Genomic DNA, 16,281 nt, shown 5'->3' on the forward strand with positions numbered 1-16,281 from the left:
ATGAAATCGATCAACTATCGCCAGCTTGGTCGCTCGGGACTCACCGTTTCAAATGTTGGCCTCGGATGCAGTAACTTGGGAAGACCGAATACAGCAAGCGATAGCGAGGTCGGTAGCCAGGCAGTCGTCCATGCCGCTCTTGATGCTGGCATAACCTTTTTCGATGTTGCCGACACTTATGGAACCCCGCCCGGCCTAAGTGAAGAACTGCTTGGAAAAGCCTTGAAAGGGTACCGAGAAGAGGTTGTAATTGCAACGAAATTCGGCATGGACACGGAGGGCGCGAACGGCCGCGACTTCGGTGTGCGCGGCTCGCGTCGCTACATCCGGCGTGCAGTCGAAGCCTCGCTCCGCCGGCTGGGGACCGATCACATCGACCTCTATCAGCTTCATACGCCTGACAGAACCACCCCTATCGAGGAGACGATTGCAGCGCTCGACGACCTGGTTCGCGCGGGTAAGATTCTTTATATCGGACATTCCAATATGGCAGGGTGGCAGATCGCGCAGGCCGAATATATTGCGCGTGAGTTGGGAACATCACGCTTCGTAGCATCGCAGAACCACTACAATCTGCTGGATCGACGGGCTGAACTTGAAGTGGTGCCCGCAGCGATCGAGTTCGGGTTGGGCGTTCTGCCTTACTATCCGCTCCACAGCGGATTGCTCACCGGCAAGTATTCGAGCGGCAGGGCACCGGAAGGTTCTCGGCTTTCGCATTTTCGTCAGGAAGATTTCAATAACGCGAATTTCGAGCAACTTGCCGCGTTTGGTAGCTTTGCGAAAGAACGCGGGTTGACCGAGATTCAGGTGGCATTCTCCTGGCTAGCCTCTCGCCCGTCCGTAGCCTCGGTTATCGCCGGAGCAACGCGCCCGGAACAGGTCGCGCAAAACGCGACGGCTGCAGGTCATCTTTTCAGCCCGGACGATATAGCCGAATTGGATAAGATCTTCCCCCGTTGCCACCGATCGCATTGTTTTGAGATTGATTCTGGGACGTGGCATCACCTTCGAGCCAGAGGTGCCCCCGGGGTGGATGGGCGGCTAAAATGGGCTAGGCCAGTCTTCATCGCGTGAAGACTGCGGACCTCGATTACCTTGGAACGCCGTCAGGAGCGGCAGTTATCAAAATACGGTGGCTCGCGCATCGCTTGCACGCGCGTCACTGATCCCGGTTTCAGTCATTCCCATAGCCCATCGTCCCCCGGCCGCTCTTGCACCCTGAGCGATTTCACAATAATGAACCTACCGCACTCAGCTCTCTTGTAATAATCGCAACAATACGATGAGCGACCACCTCTCAGATATGATTGCGTTCGTGCGGATCGCGGACACCGGGAGCCTTTCGGCGGCTGCGGCGGAGCTCGACCAATCGCTCCCCGTGGTTTCCCGCAGGCTCACGCGCCTGGAAGAACGGCTCGGCGTTCGACTTGTGAACAGGACGACGCGCCAGCTTTCCCTTACCGACGAAGGCGTCGCATTCCACATGCGCTGCAGCCGGATCTTGACGGACATAGAGGAGGCTGAGGCCGAGGTTTCAAAGGATCAGGGCACAGCCGTCGGCCTTCTTCGAATTACCACGTCGTTCGCCTTTTCTCGCAGAAAGCTCGCGGGGCTGCTCAGGACATTCGAATCCAATCATCCCGGGCTTCGCATTCACCTCGATGGGAGTGACCGCATCGTCAATCTTGTTGACGAGGGTTTCGACATCGCAATCCGTTTTGGTGCGATGCAGGATTCAAGCCTGATCGCACGAGCAATAGCCCCCAACGCCCATGTCATGTGCGCTTCCCCGACCTACCTGGACAAACGAGGACGACCAACGACAATCGAGGAGCTCGCGCTTCATGACTGCATTTTGCATGGCTCGCCGCCGGCTAGCCGATGGACCTTCGAGAACGGCAAATCCGTCAAAGTCGGCGGCGACCTGACGACGAACGACGGCGATCTCGCCCACATTTGGGCGCTCGAGGGTGCCGGGATCGTGATGAAGTCAATCTGGGACGTTGCCGAGGATGTTCATTCCGGCAATCTCGAGATCGTCATGCCCAAAACACGACCGCCTGCAACACCCGTGTCGGCGGTGTTTCCCCATTCGCGTCTGGCAGCGGCACGGGTGAGGCTTGTAATCGACTTCCTGACAAAGCAACTCCGCGCCGAGTGGGAGCACAAGATCGCCCATCTGTTGACGTAGATCTCACGCGATACGGGCGGTCGCGCCGCGCGCAGAAACAGATCTATCCGCCTCGCAGGCATGCTTTGAAGCAAGCTCTGGCACGCACAGTCAAGCCGCGTGACAGTCCGAGACAAGACCAAGCTCCCGCCATTTCCTAGTCTTTGCTGATGCTCCGCTTACCGGTCGCTTGTCAATCAGGCGCTGATCCGCGCGAGCCATCACAACAAGATCAAGATGGGGAAGCAATGTCCGATCAAACGAAACTCCAGTATAACCTATCCCGCCGCCAGCTCCTGGGTTATGGTGCGGCGCTTGGATTTGCGGGCGCCGCGGGTATCTCCCCGGCTTTGGCGCAGCAGACCCCGCAGGTGGGTGGCACTCTCAAGGTCGCAGCGCCAGGGTCAGCCACGGGCTCGCTCGATCCCCACGTCACTCAAGGATACATCGCCGACGCCGTCCGATTCACCAACCTCTTCGACGGCCTCTCCGAATATCGTCCGGACTCTACGATCCAGCTGGTTCTCGCCGAGTCGTTCACGCCAAACTCGGACGCCACGGAATGGACCGTCCGCATCAAGAAGGGCGTAAGGACGCATTCCGGCGCGGAGTTCGTCGCCGACGATGTCATCTACTCGGTAAAGCGTATCCTTGATCCCGCAGCACCCACCAAGGGTTCGGGTCTGGTCAAGTTCATCGACCCGGCAGGTATATCCAAGGTGGATGATCACACCGTTCTGTTCAAGCTTGGGAAGCCATACGGATCGTTCGATTCCATCTGGGCAAACCGCTATCTCCGGATGGTCGTCCGCGACTTCGACCCGAAGAATCCCGTCGGCACCGGTCCTTTCAAGTTCGTGTCATTCACGCCGGGCCAGGAATCGATGTTCGAAGCATTCGGCGATTACTTCCGCGGCCGCGCGCACGCTGACAAGCTCGCAATCTTCAACATCAATGACAGCACTGCCGCCATCAACGCTCTGCGCGGTGGACAGGTCGACATCTCCTATTCGATGCCGTTCGCTGAAGCCCGCACCATCAAGGACGACGCGCCAATCAAGTTCGTCAATAACCCGTCGCCGACCTACCTGCCGATCTACATGCGCACCGACATCGAGCCGTTCAACGATGTGCGGGTGCGACAGGCGATGCGACTGATTGCCAACCGGAAGCAGATGGTCAACGTCGCCCTCGCGGGGTTCGGATCCGTTGGCAACGACATGGTCGGGCGCACGATTGCGCCGTGCGGCGAATCCACCCTTCCCCAGCGCGAGCAGGATATCGACGAAGCGAAGCGCCTTCTGTCAGAGGCGGGGAAGTCGAACTTCACGATCGATCTGGTCACGACCAACGGCACCGCGGGACAGGTCGAATGCGCTCAAGTGTTCGCAGAGCAGGCGCGCAAGGCTGGCGTCACGATCAACGTCAAGGTCGTGGACATGGCCGCCTATGTCGGCGGCTTCCTCAACTGGACATTCGCTATCGACTTCCTCACCGACCTCTACCTCCCGATGGCGACGCGCGGTCTTCTGCCAAAGACGCCATTCAACGTCTCTCACTGGGACGACCCGGAGTTCATCAAGCTGCATGGCCAGGCGATGGCCACGTCCAGCGAGACGGAAAGGTGCGAGATTATCGATAAGATGCGCACCATCGAATACGAGCGCGGCGGCAGCATCATCTGGGGCTTCTCCAACACGCTGAATGGCTACCGCTCCAACGTGCATGGACTGGTGCCGTACAGCGTCGACTCGCCACTCTATCACCTCAAGGATGTCTCGCTTTCCTAAACGACGAAAAACCGAGGGCGGTCGCACGTCGTCCGATTGGCGTGCGCGGCCGCCCGTCCGGTCCCAAGGCATGGAGCTGCTGGACAGCAAATAGGTGACTGCAATGAAAAACAGATGGTCATGGTTGATCAGGCGCATCCTGATCGGCCTGCTTCTCCTGATAGTCGTATCAGCGCTAATCTTCGCCGCGACACAGGCTCTCCCGGGCGATGTCGCTGCCATGATGCTCGGCGAGGACGCGACGCCCGCGCAACTGGCGCACCTTCGTAGCCAACTCCACCTGGATCAGCCCGTCATCATGCAATACCTCACCTGGCTCGGCGGGATCCTAACGGGCAACCTCGGCATGTCAGTGACGGCGGGCCAGCCTGTCTGGAGCCTTCTCTCCGGCAGGATAGCGAACACGTTCACGCTGGTGACGGTCAGCATTATTCTTGCGTTGCCGACCTCGATCACGCTTGGGCTCCTCGCTGGCTATTATAAGGACTCGTGGTTCGACAAGGGGTTGATGGCAATTTCGCTCGGCGTGAACGCTCTTCCGGAGTTTGTACTTGGCGTCCTGCTTGTCGTCATCTTCAGCACCAATCTGATGCATATCCTCCCGGCGGTGTCGCTCATCTCTCCCGAGCAGTCGATTGCGACGCGCGCACAGGCCTTCGTGCTCCCGTGCCTCACTATGTTCCTGCTTCAGACGACTTACCTCTACCGGCTGGTCAGGGCATCGGTCATCGATGTGCTTTCCACGGACTATATCCAGTTCGCCATACTGAAGGGGCTATCACAAAAGCGCGTCCTGTTTCGCCATGCCCTCCCTAATGCCGCGGTGCCCACCCTTCAGGCGACCGCCACGGTGTTTGCCGTAAGCGTCGGCGGGATCGTGGTGGTCGAATACGTATTCAATTTTCCGGGCATGGGCACAGCATTGACGGATGCAGTCGGCAACCGCGACCTCACCGTTGTACAGTTCATCGTTCTATTGATCGCCACGACCTTCTTCATCGCCAACATCGTTGCCGACCTTTTCGCGGCTGCGCTGACGCCACCCGGCCGAGGATCCCTGAAATGAGCGATGTAGCCGCGAAACTCGAGGTCGCTCGGGCGCCCTCGTCAACATCCGCACGGATCCTTCGCTCAGGGCGGATCCAAATCGGGTTCGTTCTGATGCTGGCCGTGATCGGCATAGCGCTTTTCGGTCCTCTGATTGCGCCATACGAGGCCTCGGAACTCGTTGGCATTCCGTTCGACGTTCCCCAGCCCGACTTTCTACTCGGGACCGACGCGCTCGGTCGCGATGTCCTTTCGCGCTTCCTGCACGGTGGCGTCAGCCTCGTTTGGATGTCCCTCTGTACGACGGCAATCGCAATCGCCCTCGCAACCGCAATGGGTCTGTGGGCAGCCTATTACAAAGGCTGGGTTGACGAGACCATCATGCGAATAGTCGATGTGAAGCTGGCTTTCCCGACGACGGTCTTCAGCCTCCTGTTCGTCACCATGTTCGGGCCAGGGAAGCTGCTGCTTGTCTGCGTCGTCGGCGTCTCCCTCGCGCCAACGGCCTCCCGCGTGCTCCGCGGCGCGGCGCTCGCTGTCGTGGAACGGGAGTTCATCCAGCATGCGCGGGCGATCGGAGTGCCCGGCGCTCGGATCATCCTGTTCGAAGTGCTCCCAAACATCACCTCCCCGCTGCTCGTCGAAGTGGGCCTTCGTCTGATGTGGTCGATTACCGCTCTCGCGGGTCTCAGCTTCCTCGGCTACGGCATACAGCCCCCCGACGCCGACTGGGGTCTGATGATCAACGAAAACCGGAATGCTCTCTCAACCCAGCCTTGGGCCGTGCTCGTCCCGGTGGCTGCGATTGCTGCATTCACCGTCGGAGGCAACATCTTCGCTGAAGGCGTGTCCCGCGTACTTGGCAGAACCGAAGGAGCGGCGAAATGAGTGTCGTAGTTGAAAACCTGCGCGTCGAGTTGGCGTCCACGGGCGAACCCCTGGTAAGCGAAGTCTCGTTTTCGATCGAGCCCGGAAAGGTGCTGGGTCTGGTCGGGGAATCTGGCTCCGGCAAGACAACGGTCTCGCTGGCGATGCTCGGATATGCCAGAAGCGGCACTCAAATTGCCGACGGCAGCAAGGTTGAGATCGATGGCATCGACTTCCTCGCACTGTCCGCTGCCGAACGCCGGGCGAGGCGAAGCGACCTGGTGGCCTATGTTCCGCAAGACCCTAACGCATCCCTGAATCCGGCGCTGAGCATCGGCGAACAGCTTCTGGAGGGATTGCTTCACGGGAGGAAAGCGATATCGAGGAAACAGGCCCTCGAACGAGCCTCTGCGATCCTGACCGATGTCGGGCTGCCAGCCACGCGTGAGTTCCTGAAGCGCTATCCGTCCCAGATTTCCGGCGGGCAACAGCAGAGAATCGGAATCGCGATGGCGATTGCCGCCTACCCTCGCCTGATCGTGCTCGACGAGCCGACCACCGGATTGGACGTGTCTGTTCAGAAAGACGTCATCTCGCTCGTGGCCCGCCTGTGCGCAGAGTATTCGATCGCCGCCGTCTACGTGTCGCATGACCTAGCCCTTATCTCCCACGTAGCAGATCAGGTCCTTGTGCTCTACGGCGGCCGGGTGATGGAGAAGGCGAGTTCATCTGCTTTGTTCGATAAACCCGCGCACCCTTATACCGAAGCGCTCCTTGACGCCCTGCCATCGGCCAAGCAGAGACGAACCCTGCGGGCGATAGGTAACGGCACGTCCACGGGCATCGTCCGATCCACCCCCGAATGCATATTCCGCACCCGATGCGACATCGCAACCGATGCATGCTTGATGAACCCCGATCTTGTGCCCTTTGCGAACACGGACCATGTCGTCAGATGCCATTTTCCAGGAGAACAGTCGAAGGAACGCGGTCTTCTGATCGCGCCCGGCCGGGCTGAAGTGGATCAGCGCAAACCGATCTTCGAGGTATCCGGATTCAATGCTTCATACGGCGACCATACCGTTCTGCATGACATCGACATCAGTGTTCGCGGCGGCCAGTGTCTCGCCATCGTTGGCGAGTCCGGAAGCGGAAAATCCACGTTGTCCCGATGCATCGCCGGCCTGCATGACGGCTGGCATGGAAACGTTTTCTTCAACGGCAAGGCACTCCGCCCTGGACATTCGGGCCGGACAGCCGAGGACAGAAGGAGAATTCAGTACATCTTCCAGAACCCCTACGGTTCACTGAACCCGCGCCGGACGATCGGAAGCTCAATTGAACTCGTCCACCGCCACTTCTTCGGTGGAGACACCGCGGCCGCGCGACGGGCGATCAAAGAGGTTCTGGAGCGCGTTGCCCTACCGAGCACCTACGCAGACCGTTTTCCGAACGAACTGTCCGGTGGTGAGAAACAGCGCGCTGCGATTGCTCGCGCACTCATCTGCGGCCCCGAGATTCTGGTTTGCGACGAGGTGACGTCCGCTCTCGACGTATCCGTCCAGGCCGCGGTCGTGGAACTGCTCCGAAATCTTATGTCCGACGGCCTCAGCATGATTTTCGTGACGCACAATCTTGGCGTCGTAAGAAGCCTCGCAGATCAGGTGGCGGTCCTCAGCGCGGGCAGGATCATCGAATTCGGATCCACCGACGAGGTCATGGATCAGCCCGCCACCGACTACACACGCAAGCTCCTGTCGGATACCCTGGAGGTGGTCAAGGCCGCCTGAGCAACCCGTTCGCGAAATCCCCGAAGAGCGCATCATAACGGTCGGGCTTCACGAGCAGTTCGCCCCGAAAACGCGGCGCGCAGCGGCTATCGCGATCGGCGCCAAGGTCCACAAGCCCGCCTTCGAACAATACGGCCTCGAAGGCGCGATGATCCGCGCGCTCGACGATCTGGCCCAACGCTGCAAGCGCGTCTTCATCCATGTCGACGTCGATGTGCTCCAAGCGACTGGCCCGCGCAGCCCCGGATGACTTGAAGCCGTATTTCAGGGGTGTGGCTTTAGGTCGGCGGAGATCATATCGATGAGTGCTCGAACGCGACGAGGCTGAACCCGCACGGGTGGGTAGACGATCTGAAGCGTAGTGTTTCCAGCAGAGAAGGGCGCCAGCACCTCAACGAGACGATTGGATTTGAGATCCTCCTGCACGTCCCAGATCGATTTAAGGCAGAGTCCGCGTCCGTCTAGGCTCCAGCACCTTACCAGCTCGCCGTTGTTCGCTACACGGCGGCCGCGGACGGTGACCTGCCTTGTCGACCCATCGACCACGAACGACCACACCCGGTCTATGTTCATGCCGAACCGCATCAAAATGCAGTCGTGATGCATAAGGTCGTCAGGGTGCATGGGAGTGCCGTTGCGGCGCAGATATTCTGGTGAAGCGCAGACCACCCGACGGTTCTCGCCCAGCTGCCGGACTTTAAGGCTGCTATCTGCGAGAGCGCCATACCGAACCGCGAAATCGAAGCCCTGCCCGACCAGATCGACAAAGTTGTCAGTCAGGTTCAAGTCGATCGTCACCGCTGGATGCAGTTCCAAAAAGCGGTCCAGGATAGGGACAATCCGGTTGTGACCGAGATCGACTGGACAGCTGAGCCGGATGGGGCCGGATATCGTCTGCGCTCCGAGGCGCACCTGGGATTCCAGCTCATCAGCTTCGGCCAACAGACGGCGCGCGCCTTCTGCGAGCACTCGGCCCTCGTCCGTAACGCTGATCGACCGGGTCGTACGCGTCAACAGTGTCACACCGTAATAGGCTTCCAGCGATGTCAGGCGTTCTGAGGTCGAGGCGGGAGACAGCCCCAACTCGCGGCCCGCAGCCGAAAGGCTGCCTTTCTCGAGGATCGTCAAAAAAAGGGTGAGATTATCAAGCAACATATTTCGGTTTTACCGAAATATCATTTCGCTATCAAGGCAATTATCAAGGGATGCCGTAAGCAATAAATATGTCTCCACAAGCAAGGAGACTGCCATGCAGCTTGATCATGTGACCATCCGAACGCGAGACATTGCAGGTACTCGTGAGTTTTTCGAAACCGTATTCGATCTCACGGAAGGTCCTCGCCCGGCGAAGATCCAAGGAATACCGGGCCATTGGCTATACGCGAACGGCGCACCGCTGGTCCACATAATCGGCTCCCCCGGCTATGGCGTCGGCCATCCGGCCGAGGCGATCGATCATGTCGGCTTCAGGCTGGAGGGATATCAGGCTTTCCGCACGAAGCTCGAGCGTCTCAACGTACGCTATTCCAAAATGGACCTGCCAGAGATTCAGGAGCGTCGCCTATTCTTCCACGCTCCCGGAGGACCTCTGCTGGAAGCCGTCTTTTCTGAACCCTTACCACAGGAGTGAAACGATGAATTTTCACCAAAACACCATCTCAGTTGTCGTCGGCGGCAACACAGGTATCGGTCGCGCTGTCGCTGATGAACTCAGCAAGCGAGAGGGCCGCGTCATCATTGCCAGCCGACGCTCGGGTCTCGATGTCGCCGATCCTGAAGCCGTCGAGAGATACTTCTCGTCACTCGGCCCGATCGATCACCTCGTATTCACCGCCGGATCCCAGGCTCCGGGCGGCAAGCTCGTTGATGTCGATCTGGCGGATGCCAAGGCTGCATTCGATACCAAGTTCTGGGGCAGTCTCGCTGTCGCCAAGGCAGCATCCCGCCAAATGCGGGACGGCGGGACGATAACGTTCACCACCGGATTCCTCGCGCGCCGCACCGTGCCGAACACCTTTGTGAAGACGGCCATGAATTCCGCCTTGGAGGCAGTGGCGAAAATCCTTGCACGCGAGCTCTCGCCCATCCGCGTGAATGTCGTCAGCCCTGGCCTGACGGACACCGAAGCATATGAGGCGATGGACGGAGCGGCCCGGCAGGCAATGTTGGAGCGCGCTGCAGCCAACCTGCCGGCGGGACGCTACGGCCGCGCAGAGGATGTCGCTCGCGGCTATCTTCTCGCGATCGATAATCCATTCATGACTGGCGCCGTGATTGACATCGACGGTGGCGCCTTGGTCAACTGATCCCATCCCCACCGCATCCCACCGATCCTTCCAAGAAAAGAGATAGACAGCATGTCCAACAGACTCTTCGAGCCCAGCGCCCTGGGTGACATCGCGTTGACGAACCGCATCGTCATGGCCCCGATGACACGCGCGCGCAGCACACAGCCTGGCGATGCGCCGAACGCAATGAACGCGCAATATTATGCACAGCGAGCAAGTGCTGGCCTTATCGTAAGCGAAGCGACCCAGATTTCGCCGCAGGGAAAGGGCTACTCTTTCACCCCTGGCATCTACAGCGACGAGCAGGTCGAAGGCTGGCGGCTGGTCACACGCGCGGTTCACGACGCAGGCGGCCGCATTTTCCTACAGCTCTGGCACGTCGGCCGTATGTCGCATCCGGCTTTTCACGGCGGCGATCTCCCAGTTGCGCCATCGGCCGTCCCGTTTGAGGGATCGATCTGGATGGTAGATCAGGAGACCGGGGTCGGTGGCATGTACGATTGCCCGACGCCGCGCGCGTTGGCGGTGGAGGAGATCCACGCGATCGTCGATGACTACCGCCGTGCCGCGCGCAATGCGATCGCCGCTGGTTTCGACGGTGTCGAGATTCACGGCGCCAATGGTTACCTGCTCGACCAGTTCCTGCGCACGACTTCCAACGTCCGTACCGATGAATTCGGTGGTTCGCGCGAAAAGCGTCTTCGCTTCCTCAAGGATGTGGTCGATGCAGTTTCTGACGAGGTGGGATCAGACAAGACGGCAATCCGTCTGGCGCCGTTCCTCACCGCCCGCGGCATGGCCTGCCCCGATATCTTGCCGACGATCCTGGAAGCGGCAGACTATCTCGCCAGCAAGCAGATTGCCTACCTCCACCTGGTCGAGGCGGACTGGGACGACGCACCGGAATTCACCGATGAGTTTCGTCGTGAGATCCGTTCCCGTTTTACGGCCCCGATCATCGTGGCAGGCAAGTACGACAAAGCGCGCGCGGATGCCATTCTCGAAAGTGGGCTTGCCGATCTCGTGGCCTTCGGTCGCCCTTTCGTCGCCAATCCGGATCTTCCCCGCCGGCTTGCTGAGCAGCTGCCTCTAGCGGATTTCGATGGAGCAGCGCTGTTTGGTGGCAGCCGGCAAGGGTACACTGACTATAAGGCTTGGATCCCAGCCACAGCATAAATCAGCTGGAATCGATCTGCTCCCGCCGCAGCCGATCTGAGATTCATCCGGTGCCTTCTTCAACAGTTAGGCACCGGAAGACATATATATATATGCCCACCACCAAAACCCTTTTCCGTTATTCAGAACAGCCAAAAGTCCTGTGTCCAAGATTTAAGCAGATGTCGTCAACCACCTTGATTGTAATGAAGTTTGAGCCTTTTGAGCATGCCACAAACTTGACATCGAAAGTGGCTCTTGCATAAGTTTTGAGACTTAGCATCCAGCGTATACCAGTTTCGATAGTTAGGCTTCGGGACTATTCGCGGAAGAGATGCAAAGAGACGCATACAGCGTCACCTGTGTCGGCAGATAGCGGCCGACTGGCATAAGCCTTGCTTCGATGAAACCGCGCGTGACCGATGTTCGGTCGCCCTTTGCTGGTTACGGAACATGTCATTTCATTACTCCACCGCCGATCTTTCGCAGAGCCAACGCGCCAAGTACTGGCATGACAGTGTTGCCGCTCAATTGATCCCCGCAGAGGCGAAATACGGAGATCCTCATAGTTTTCAGGGCTCCCTCCGGGGCGGTCCCTTGGCCGGGCTGACAATCTGCGAAATGAAGGCGCAGCCGCATACCTTCGTCCGGACCGCACAGATCGTCCGTCGTGCGCCTGATGAGGATTTCGTCGCAACGTTCCTCAAGGAAGGTTCGATGAGATACTGTCAAAATGGCAGAATGGTCGAAGCCACCGCTGGCTCAATCGTTCTTCTCGATGCGGGCAGACCGTTTAAACATGAGATGGGGGCAATCACATCCCTGATTCTACGCATTCCTCGTAGACGGTTTCTTGCTCGCTTCCCTCAAGCGGAACGGCTGACTGGGGTCGAGCTTGCACAGGACAATCCGATGACTGGCCTTCTGCACCAGATCGCTGAGGAAGCTTTGCGCATGCAGGCCAACTCCAGTGCAAACTCCGCCGAAACCCGGTTTGCGTCGGCCCTCATGGACTTGTTGATCGTCACGATGGAGCAGTCTTCGGCCGGCGACGCCGGCGGCGATTCCAACAGATATGAGATGGTTCGTCGGAAGGCCTCCGATTTCATCGATGCGCAACTGGATGATTATGAATTGAGCATCGAAACCATTTCGAGCGCCACGGGAACATCCTCAAGAACGCTTGCCCGCGCCTTCGCCGCCGACGGCAGAACGGTAATGCAGCATGTGTGGAAGAGAAGGCTCGACGCAAGCTTCGCCCTGCTGTCGGAGCGGCGCGTTGCGCAGGTGACTCAAGCAGCCTATCAGTGCGGCTTCAACGACCTCTCGCATTTCGCGCGCGCGTTCAAGTTGGCGTTCGGGGTGACGCCTGGGGCCGTCCTTCGCGGGGTTGAGGCTCGCGAAGGCCATCGGCTGGCTAACGCGGATCCAGGCAGCAACGTTTCACACTAGAGGCGATAGTGCGAAGGCGCCTAATGGTGCCGCTCCCCTGCCGGATGATCCAATATCCAAACGTCTTATGGGAAATTGCCCTTGAGGCACGTGAGAACCTCGAAAACGCGCTGTTCGAAGGCGCGACCGCGGTCGTATGTTTCTGACATTGATATGCAACTCCGTCTGTTTTGGAGTTGTCCAGCGCCGGAATGATAATGCAAGCCTAATGAGGCCGGGCACTGCCCCCCGGCCCGCCTGCTCTCCAATAGTTTGCACTGTCTGGGTGGCTCCAGCCTCGCCCTCTCACAGCATCAGATTTTGCCGCACCGTCTCGCTCGTCACTTCGCCTGATGCGATCGTGCCCACAATCCGGCCTTTCTCCATGACATAGGAGCGGTCGCTCAATGACAGAATTGTGTCGAGGTTCTGCTCCACGAAAAGGACTGTCGTCCCCAACTCACGGCTGAAGGATCTTAGTGCGTTGCATATGAGCTGGACGATGGACGGCTGAATACCTTCGGACGGTTCGTCCAGAAGCATCAGAACGGGATTTCCGATCAGCGCACGCCCGATTGCAAGCTGCTGCTGCTCGCCACCCGACATGGTTCCAGCCATTTGATTGCGGCGTTCCGCCAAGCGAGGAAATGACTCGAAAACGAGTTCCGGCAGCTTCTTGCCCGCCGGACCGCCGATCGAGCGCCCAACCTCAAGGTTTTCTTGGACCGTCATGCGGGGAAAGACGTCGCGTCCCTGCGGAATGTAACCGATTCCAAGACGTGCGCGGCTATCGGCGGAGAGCTTGGTGATATCACGTCCAAGCAGTCGCACACTGCCGGACGCCGCTCCAAGCAGGCCAATCAGGCATCGCATCGTTGTCGTTTTCCCGACCCCGTTGCGACCGATCAAGCTGACGATTTCACCTTTCGACACGGAAAGGTCAACACCTTGTAGGATCGGGGTTGCTCCGTATCGTGCCCATAAATTCTCGACATGGAGGACGGCATCAGTGCTCATGGTTGGTTCTTCCCAGGTAGATTTCGGCCACACGCTCGTCAGCGATTATGTCGTTAATCGATCCGTGCGCGAACTTTCGTCCGAAGTGGAGGACCGTGACGGCCTTCGCGATCTGGCGGACGAACGCCATGTCGTGCTCGACGACGAGCATCGTCGTGCCTTCCTTGTTCAGCTGAAGGATCAGCTCGCCTGTCTTGTGCGTTTCTTCCGGAGACATCCCCGCGGTCGGCTCGTCGAGCAAAAGAAGCCGGGGACGCAAAGCCATAGCCATTCCGATTTCGAGCCATTGCTGCTGGCCATGTGACAGCTCGCCTGCGAGCTTGCTGTGGCTTGCGGACAGATCGAGTAACTCCAGCAAACGATCCTCCTCGGATTTCAGCTCTCCATAAGCGACGTGGTGCTGTAGGGCGATGTGAATGTTCTGACGAACAGGCAACTCTTTGAAGACAGAGGGCTTCTGCATCTTGATACTCATCCCCCGTTTCACCCGGCTGAATGGCATCTCCCTTGTCACATCCGCACCGTCAAACTCCACGCGACCGGAGGTAGCTTGGTAGGTTCCTACGACGAGCTTGAAGAACGTGCTTTTTCCGGCGCCATTCGGACCGATGATGCAATGGATGTCGCCTTGATCAACCGACAAAGTGACATCGGATACAGCCGCCAAGCCTCCGAACGATTTCGACAACGAGTGCGTTTCGAGAAGCTTAGCCATGGGCGCCGTCTCCTGCGGGCGTGCCAAGGACAGCCGCGGATTCCTGGCGTCGGCGACGGCTAAGCAGGCCGACCCGTTTGATGAACCCGATGACGAACCCTTCAGGCACATACATGACTGTCACAAGAAGGATCACGCCGGTGAGGATGAGGGCCGCCTGCTGACTGTAGATTGTGATGAGCTGGTAGGCGAACAGGAAGAAGAATGACCCGACAAGCGTGGCGGTGATCTCCTGCCTGCCGGAGAAGGCGACCCAGACGATCGGCATCGTCGCTGCCGGAAGTCCGATGGTCGTCGGAGTGATGAATTGTCCCCAGGCCGTATAGAGGGCGCCGCTGAGACCAGCGAGACCGCTGCCTATGCAGAACGTGATCAGACGATACTTCCGCACGTCGTAACCCAATAGTTCTGCACGCTGTTCATCTTCGCGAATTGCAACGATCACGTTGCCGAATTTCGAGTTCAAGAGAATCCGGAGCCCGAAATAGACCACCAGGAGAAGGGCGATCATAAGATAGTAGAGGTTCGTCCCTTCGAAATAGATCTTGATATCGCCATACGTGATGTTCAGCGGCTTCATCCCGGTCATTCCGTTGAAACCATTGAGGCGCGCCTTGCCGATCGCCCACTCGGGACCTGCCGTTTGGCTGAGAAAGAAGGTCAGCACCAACGTGGCCGCGAGCGTAACTATGCCGAAAAATACGCCCCCGACACGCCCATAAATCATGAAATAGCCGAGTATGCCGGCGGCGACGACGGAAATGGCAACTCCGAGCAAGAGAGCTTCGAAGGTGGTGAAGCCCCGCCCACCGAGATTGATGGCGATAACACCATACGCATATCCCGCGATACCGAAGAAGAACGTCTGCCCGAAGGACATGATACCGCCGTACCCCCACATGACGCAGAGGCCCAAGGCCATGAAGAGCCAGACGAAGAAGTAGGCGAAGTTGCCAACATCATAGGGATCGGCAAAAAGCGGAAAGGCCAGGGCTGCAAGCAGGACGGCCACGAAGCTGCCCCAGAAGCGACGTCCCGTCCCGAGTGTTTGTGGACCATTGATGAGTTTGAGCATGGTAGAAATCCTAGATTTCAGCGGAGATGCCGATTGACCAAGCCGGTCACGCCGTCTGGCAGAACGCGGATGACAAGAATGACGGCCACCAACATCCCGATTTGGCCAATGACCTGTCCTTGCCAAGCGTTGAGGCCGGTACGAATGAATGACAGGATGATGGCGGCTGGCGCTGTTCCGAGGAGCACATTGGCGCCCCCGATCACGACCGTGACGAAGCTATCCGTCACGAAGGTAGCGCCCATTGTCGGAACGAGGCTCATGGTGGGCGCGTAAAGCCCCCCGCAGAGCCCTGCCAGACCAGCCCCAAGTCCAAAGCTGAGTGCGTAGATCCAATTGATCCTCACACCGAGCGCGCGAGCCATGGAGGGCTGCTGCATCGTGGCACGCGCAAGGACGCCGAAACGCGTTCGCATGAACAGGAGATATAGGAGGCCAAGCACGGCAATGGCGGCGGCGAAGAGAATGACGCGGTATGTCGAGAATGAGTAATCGCCAACCGAAAAGCTTCCTGGCGGCGTTCCAATCCCTGAAAGGCTCGGCCCGATCACGAGAAGCGTGCCTTGTGTAACGATGAGGCTCAAGCCCCAGGTCGCCAGAAGCGTATCGACGGGCCGACTGTAGAAGCGGCGAATGACAACGATTTCGACCAGTACGCCCAATACCGCCGCGGCAAGCGCGCCGCACAGCTGGGCCAGCACAAGGGGAAGTCCCAGGTTGACCATGCCCACGGTTACGTAGGCGCCGCACATGATGAATTCGCCATGCGCCATGTTGATGACGCCCATCATGCCGAACACGATGGCGAGACCAGCCGACGCCAGAACGAGGAAGGCGAATATGTCGGCAAATTGATAGATGTAGGAGAAAATTTCGCCCAGCATTTTATGCACCTCGAGACCAGTTCAATGGCTTCGCGGCGCCCCGTCTCTT

General features: G+C 58.7%; 16 protein-coding genes. 10 read left to right on the plus strand and 6 right to left on the minus strand.

Going from position 1 to position 16,281, the window contains the following annotated elements; genetic code table 11:
• Window positions 1–9 precede the first annotated feature (9 nt).
• From J5286_RS08875 to J5286_RS08900, 6 genes are all read left to right on the plus strand, one after another.
• Window positions 10–1,077 (plus strand): aldo/keto reductase, encoded by a 1,068-nt coding sequence (locus J5286_RS08875; protein ID WP_209190297.1) that lies wholly within the window; start codon window positions 10–12, stop codon window positions 1,075–1,077.
• A 229-nt stretch (window positions 1,078–1,306) separates the two neighbouring features.
• On the plus strand, window positions 1,307–2,194 hold the full coding sequence (locus tag J5286_RS08880) for a LysR family transcriptional regulator (protein WP_245205698.1): 888 nt from the start codon (window positions 1,307–1,309) through the stop codon (window positions 2,192–2,194).
• Between the two features lie 227 nt (window positions 2,195–2,421).
• Window positions 2,422–3,963, plus strand: a complete 1,542-nt coding sequence (locus tag J5286_RS08885; protein ID WP_209190002.1) for an ABC transporter substrate-binding protein — start codon at window positions 2,422–2,424, stop codon at window positions 3,961–3,963.
• A 103-nt stretch (window positions 3,964–4,066) separates the two neighbouring features.
• Window positions 4,067–5,029 (plus strand): ABC transporter permease, encoded by a 963-nt coding sequence (locus J5286_RS08890; RefSeq protein ID WP_209190003.1) that lies wholly within the window; start codon window positions 4,067–4,069, stop codon window positions 5,027–5,029.
• Window positions 5,030–5,124: 95 nt separating this feature from the next.
• A complete protein-coding gene (locus J5286_RS08895; protein ID WP_245205619.1) occupies window positions 5,125–5,898 on the plus strand; it encodes an ABC transporter permease in 774 nt (257 codons plus the stop codon).
• Complete coding sequence (locus J5286_RS08900) at window positions 5,895–7,667, plus strand: ABC transporter ATP-binding protein (RefSeq protein WP_209190005.1); 1,773 nt, start codon at window positions 5,895–5,897, stop codon at window positions 7,665–7,667. The genes J5286_RS08895 and J5286_RS08900 overlap by 4 nt, the downstream gene beginning before the upstream one ends.
• On the opposite strand, the gene J5286_RS08905 is transcribed toward J5286_RS08900, so the two are convergent.
• Together J5286_RS08905 and J5286_RS08910 are read right to left on the minus strand one after the other, a co-directional pair.
• On the minus strand, window positions 7,654–7,890 hold the full coding sequence (locus J5286_RS08905) for a hypothetical protein (protein WP_209190006.1): 237 nt from the start codon (window positions 7,888–7,890) through the stop codon (window positions 7,654–7,656). The genes J5286_RS08900 and J5286_RS08905 overlap by 14 nt on opposite strands.
• Before the next feature lie 41 nt (window positions 7,891–7,931).
• The gene (locus J5286_RS08910) at window positions 7,932–8,822 is read right to left on the minus strand and encodes a LysR family transcriptional regulator (RefSeq protein WP_209190007.1); all 891 of its coding nucleotides are present in this window, start codon (window positions 8,820–8,822) and stop codon (window positions 7,932–7,934) included.
• A gap of 94 nt (window positions 8,823–8,916) precedes the next feature.
• Here J5286_RS08910 and J5286_RS08915 point away from each other — a divergent pair, with 94 nt between their 5' ends.
• The 4 genes from J5286_RS08915 to J5286_RS08930 all read left to right on the plus strand — a co-directional run bounded on the left by J5286_RS08915 (window position 8,917) and on the right by J5286_RS08930 (window position 12,562).
• The gene (locus J5286_RS08915; RefSeq protein WP_209190008.1) at window positions 8,917–9,297 is read left to right on the plus strand and encodes a VOC family protein; all 381 of its coding nucleotides are present in this window, start codon (window positions 8,917–8,919) and stop codon (window positions 9,295–9,297) included.
• Window positions 9,298–9,301: 4 nt separating this feature from the next.
• On the plus strand, window positions 9,302–9,973 hold the full coding sequence (locus J5286_RS08920; RefSeq protein ID WP_209190009.1) for an SDR family oxidoreductase: 672 nt from the start codon (window positions 9,302–9,304) through the stop codon (window positions 9,971–9,973).
• Window positions 9,974–10,024: 51 nt separating this feature from the next.
• Entirely contained in the window at window positions 10,025–11,131 is a 1,107-nt protein-coding gene (locus J5286_RS08925; protein WP_209190010.1) for an alkene reductase, read from the plus strand.
• Between the two features lie 432 nt (window positions 11,132–11,563).
• Window positions 11,564–12,562: an AraC-like ligand-binding domain-containing protein gene (locus tag J5286_RS08930; RefSeq protein WP_209190011.1), complete on the plus strand. Its 999-nt coding sequence runs from the start codon at window positions 11,564–11,566 to the stop codon at window positions 12,560–12,562.
• 285 nt (window positions 12,563–12,847) lie between these two features.
• On the opposite strand, the gene J5286_RS08935 is transcribed toward J5286_RS08930, so the two are convergent.
• Genes J5286_RS08935 through J5286_RS08950 form a run of 4 tightly spaced genes read right to left on the minus strand, consistent with a single transcriptional unit; the run spans window position 12,848 to window position 16,232 of the window.
• Window positions 12,848–13,558 carry an ABC transporter ATP-binding protein gene (locus tag J5286_RS08935; protein ID WP_209190012.1) on the minus strand — a complete coding sequence of 237 codons (711 nt, stop codon included), beginning with the start codon at window positions 13,556–13,558 and terminating at the stop codon, window positions 12,848–12,850.
• Window positions 13,548–14,273, minus strand: a complete 726-nt coding sequence (locus J5286_RS08940) for an ABC transporter ATP-binding protein (protein ID WP_209190013.1) — start codon at window positions 14,271–14,273, stop codon at window positions 13,548–13,550. The genes J5286_RS08935 and J5286_RS08940 overlap by 11 nt, the downstream gene beginning before the upstream one ends.
• A complete protein-coding gene (locus J5286_RS08945) occupies window positions 14,266–15,348 on the minus strand; it encodes an ABC transporter permease subunit (protein WP_209190014.1) in 1,083 nt (360 codons plus the stop codon). The genes J5286_RS08940 and J5286_RS08945 overlap by 8 nt, the downstream gene beginning before the upstream one ends.
• Before the next feature lie 17 nt (window positions 15,349–15,365).
• Entirely contained in the window at window positions 15,366–16,232 is an 867-nt protein-coding gene (locus J5286_RS08950) for an ABC transporter permease subunit (protein ID WP_209190015.1), read from the minus strand.
• Window positions 16,233–16,281 lie beyond the last annotated feature (49 nt).

This window comes from Rhizobium sp. 16-488-2b (assembly GCF_017741815.1).
GTDB lineage: Bacteria > Pseudomonadota > Alphaproteobacteria > Rhizobiales > Rhizobiaceae > Rhizobium.

Coding starts and splice junctions, on each gene's coding strand:
- J5286_RS08880 (WP_245205698.1), top strand. CDS start 1,307: ATGATTGCGTTCGTGCGGATCGCGGACACCGGGAGCCTTTCGGCGGCT.
- J5286_RS08885 (WP_209190002.1), top strand. CDS start 2,422: ATGTCCGATCAAACGAAACTCCAGTATAACCTATCCCGCCGCCAGCTC.
- J5286_RS08890 (WP_209190003.1), top strand. CDS start 4,067: ATGAAAAACAGATGGTCATGGTTGATCAGGCGCATCCTGATCGGCCTG.
- J5286_RS08895 (WP_245205619.1), top strand. CDS start 5,125: ATGCTGGCCGTGATCGGCATAGCGCTTTTCGGTCCTCTGATTGCGCCA.
- J5286_RS08900 (WP_209190005.1), top strand. CDS start 5,895: ATGAGTGTCGTAGTTGAAAACCTGCGCGTCGAGTTGGCGTCCACGGGC.
- J5286_RS08910 (WP_209190007.1), bottom strand. CDS start 8,822: ATGTTGCTTGATAATCTCACCCTTTTTTTGACGATCCTCGAGAAAGGC.
- J5286_RS08915 (WP_209190008.1), top strand. CDS start 8,917: ATGCAGCTTGATCATGTGACCATCCGAACGCGAGACATTGCAGGTACT.
- J5286_RS08920 (WP_209190009.1), top strand. CDS start 9,302: ATGAATTTTCACCAAAACACCATCTCAGTTGTCGTCGGCGGCAACACA.
- J5286_RS08925 (WP_209190010.1), top strand. CDS start 10,025: ATGTCCAACAGACTCTTCGAGCCCAGCGCCCTGGGTGACATCGCGTTG.
- J5286_RS08930 (WP_209190011.1), top strand. CDS start 11,564: ATGTCATTTCATTACTCCACCGCCGATCTTTCGCAGAGCCAACGCGCC.
- J5286_RS08935 (WP_209190012.1), bottom strand. CDS start 13,558: ATGAGCACTGATGCCGTCCTCCATGTCGAGAATTTATGGGCACGATAC.
- J5286_RS08940 (WP_209190013.1), bottom strand. CDS start 14,273: ATGGCTAAGCTTCTCGAAACGCACTCGTTGTCGAAATCGTTCGGAGGC.
- J5286_RS08945 (WP_209190014.1), bottom strand. CDS start 15,348: ATGCTCAAACTCATCAATGGTCCACAAACACTCGGGACGGGACGTCGC.
- J5286_RS08950 (WP_209190015.1), bottom strand. CDS start 16,232: ATGCTGGGCGAAATTTTCTCCTACATCTATCAATTTGCCGACATATTC.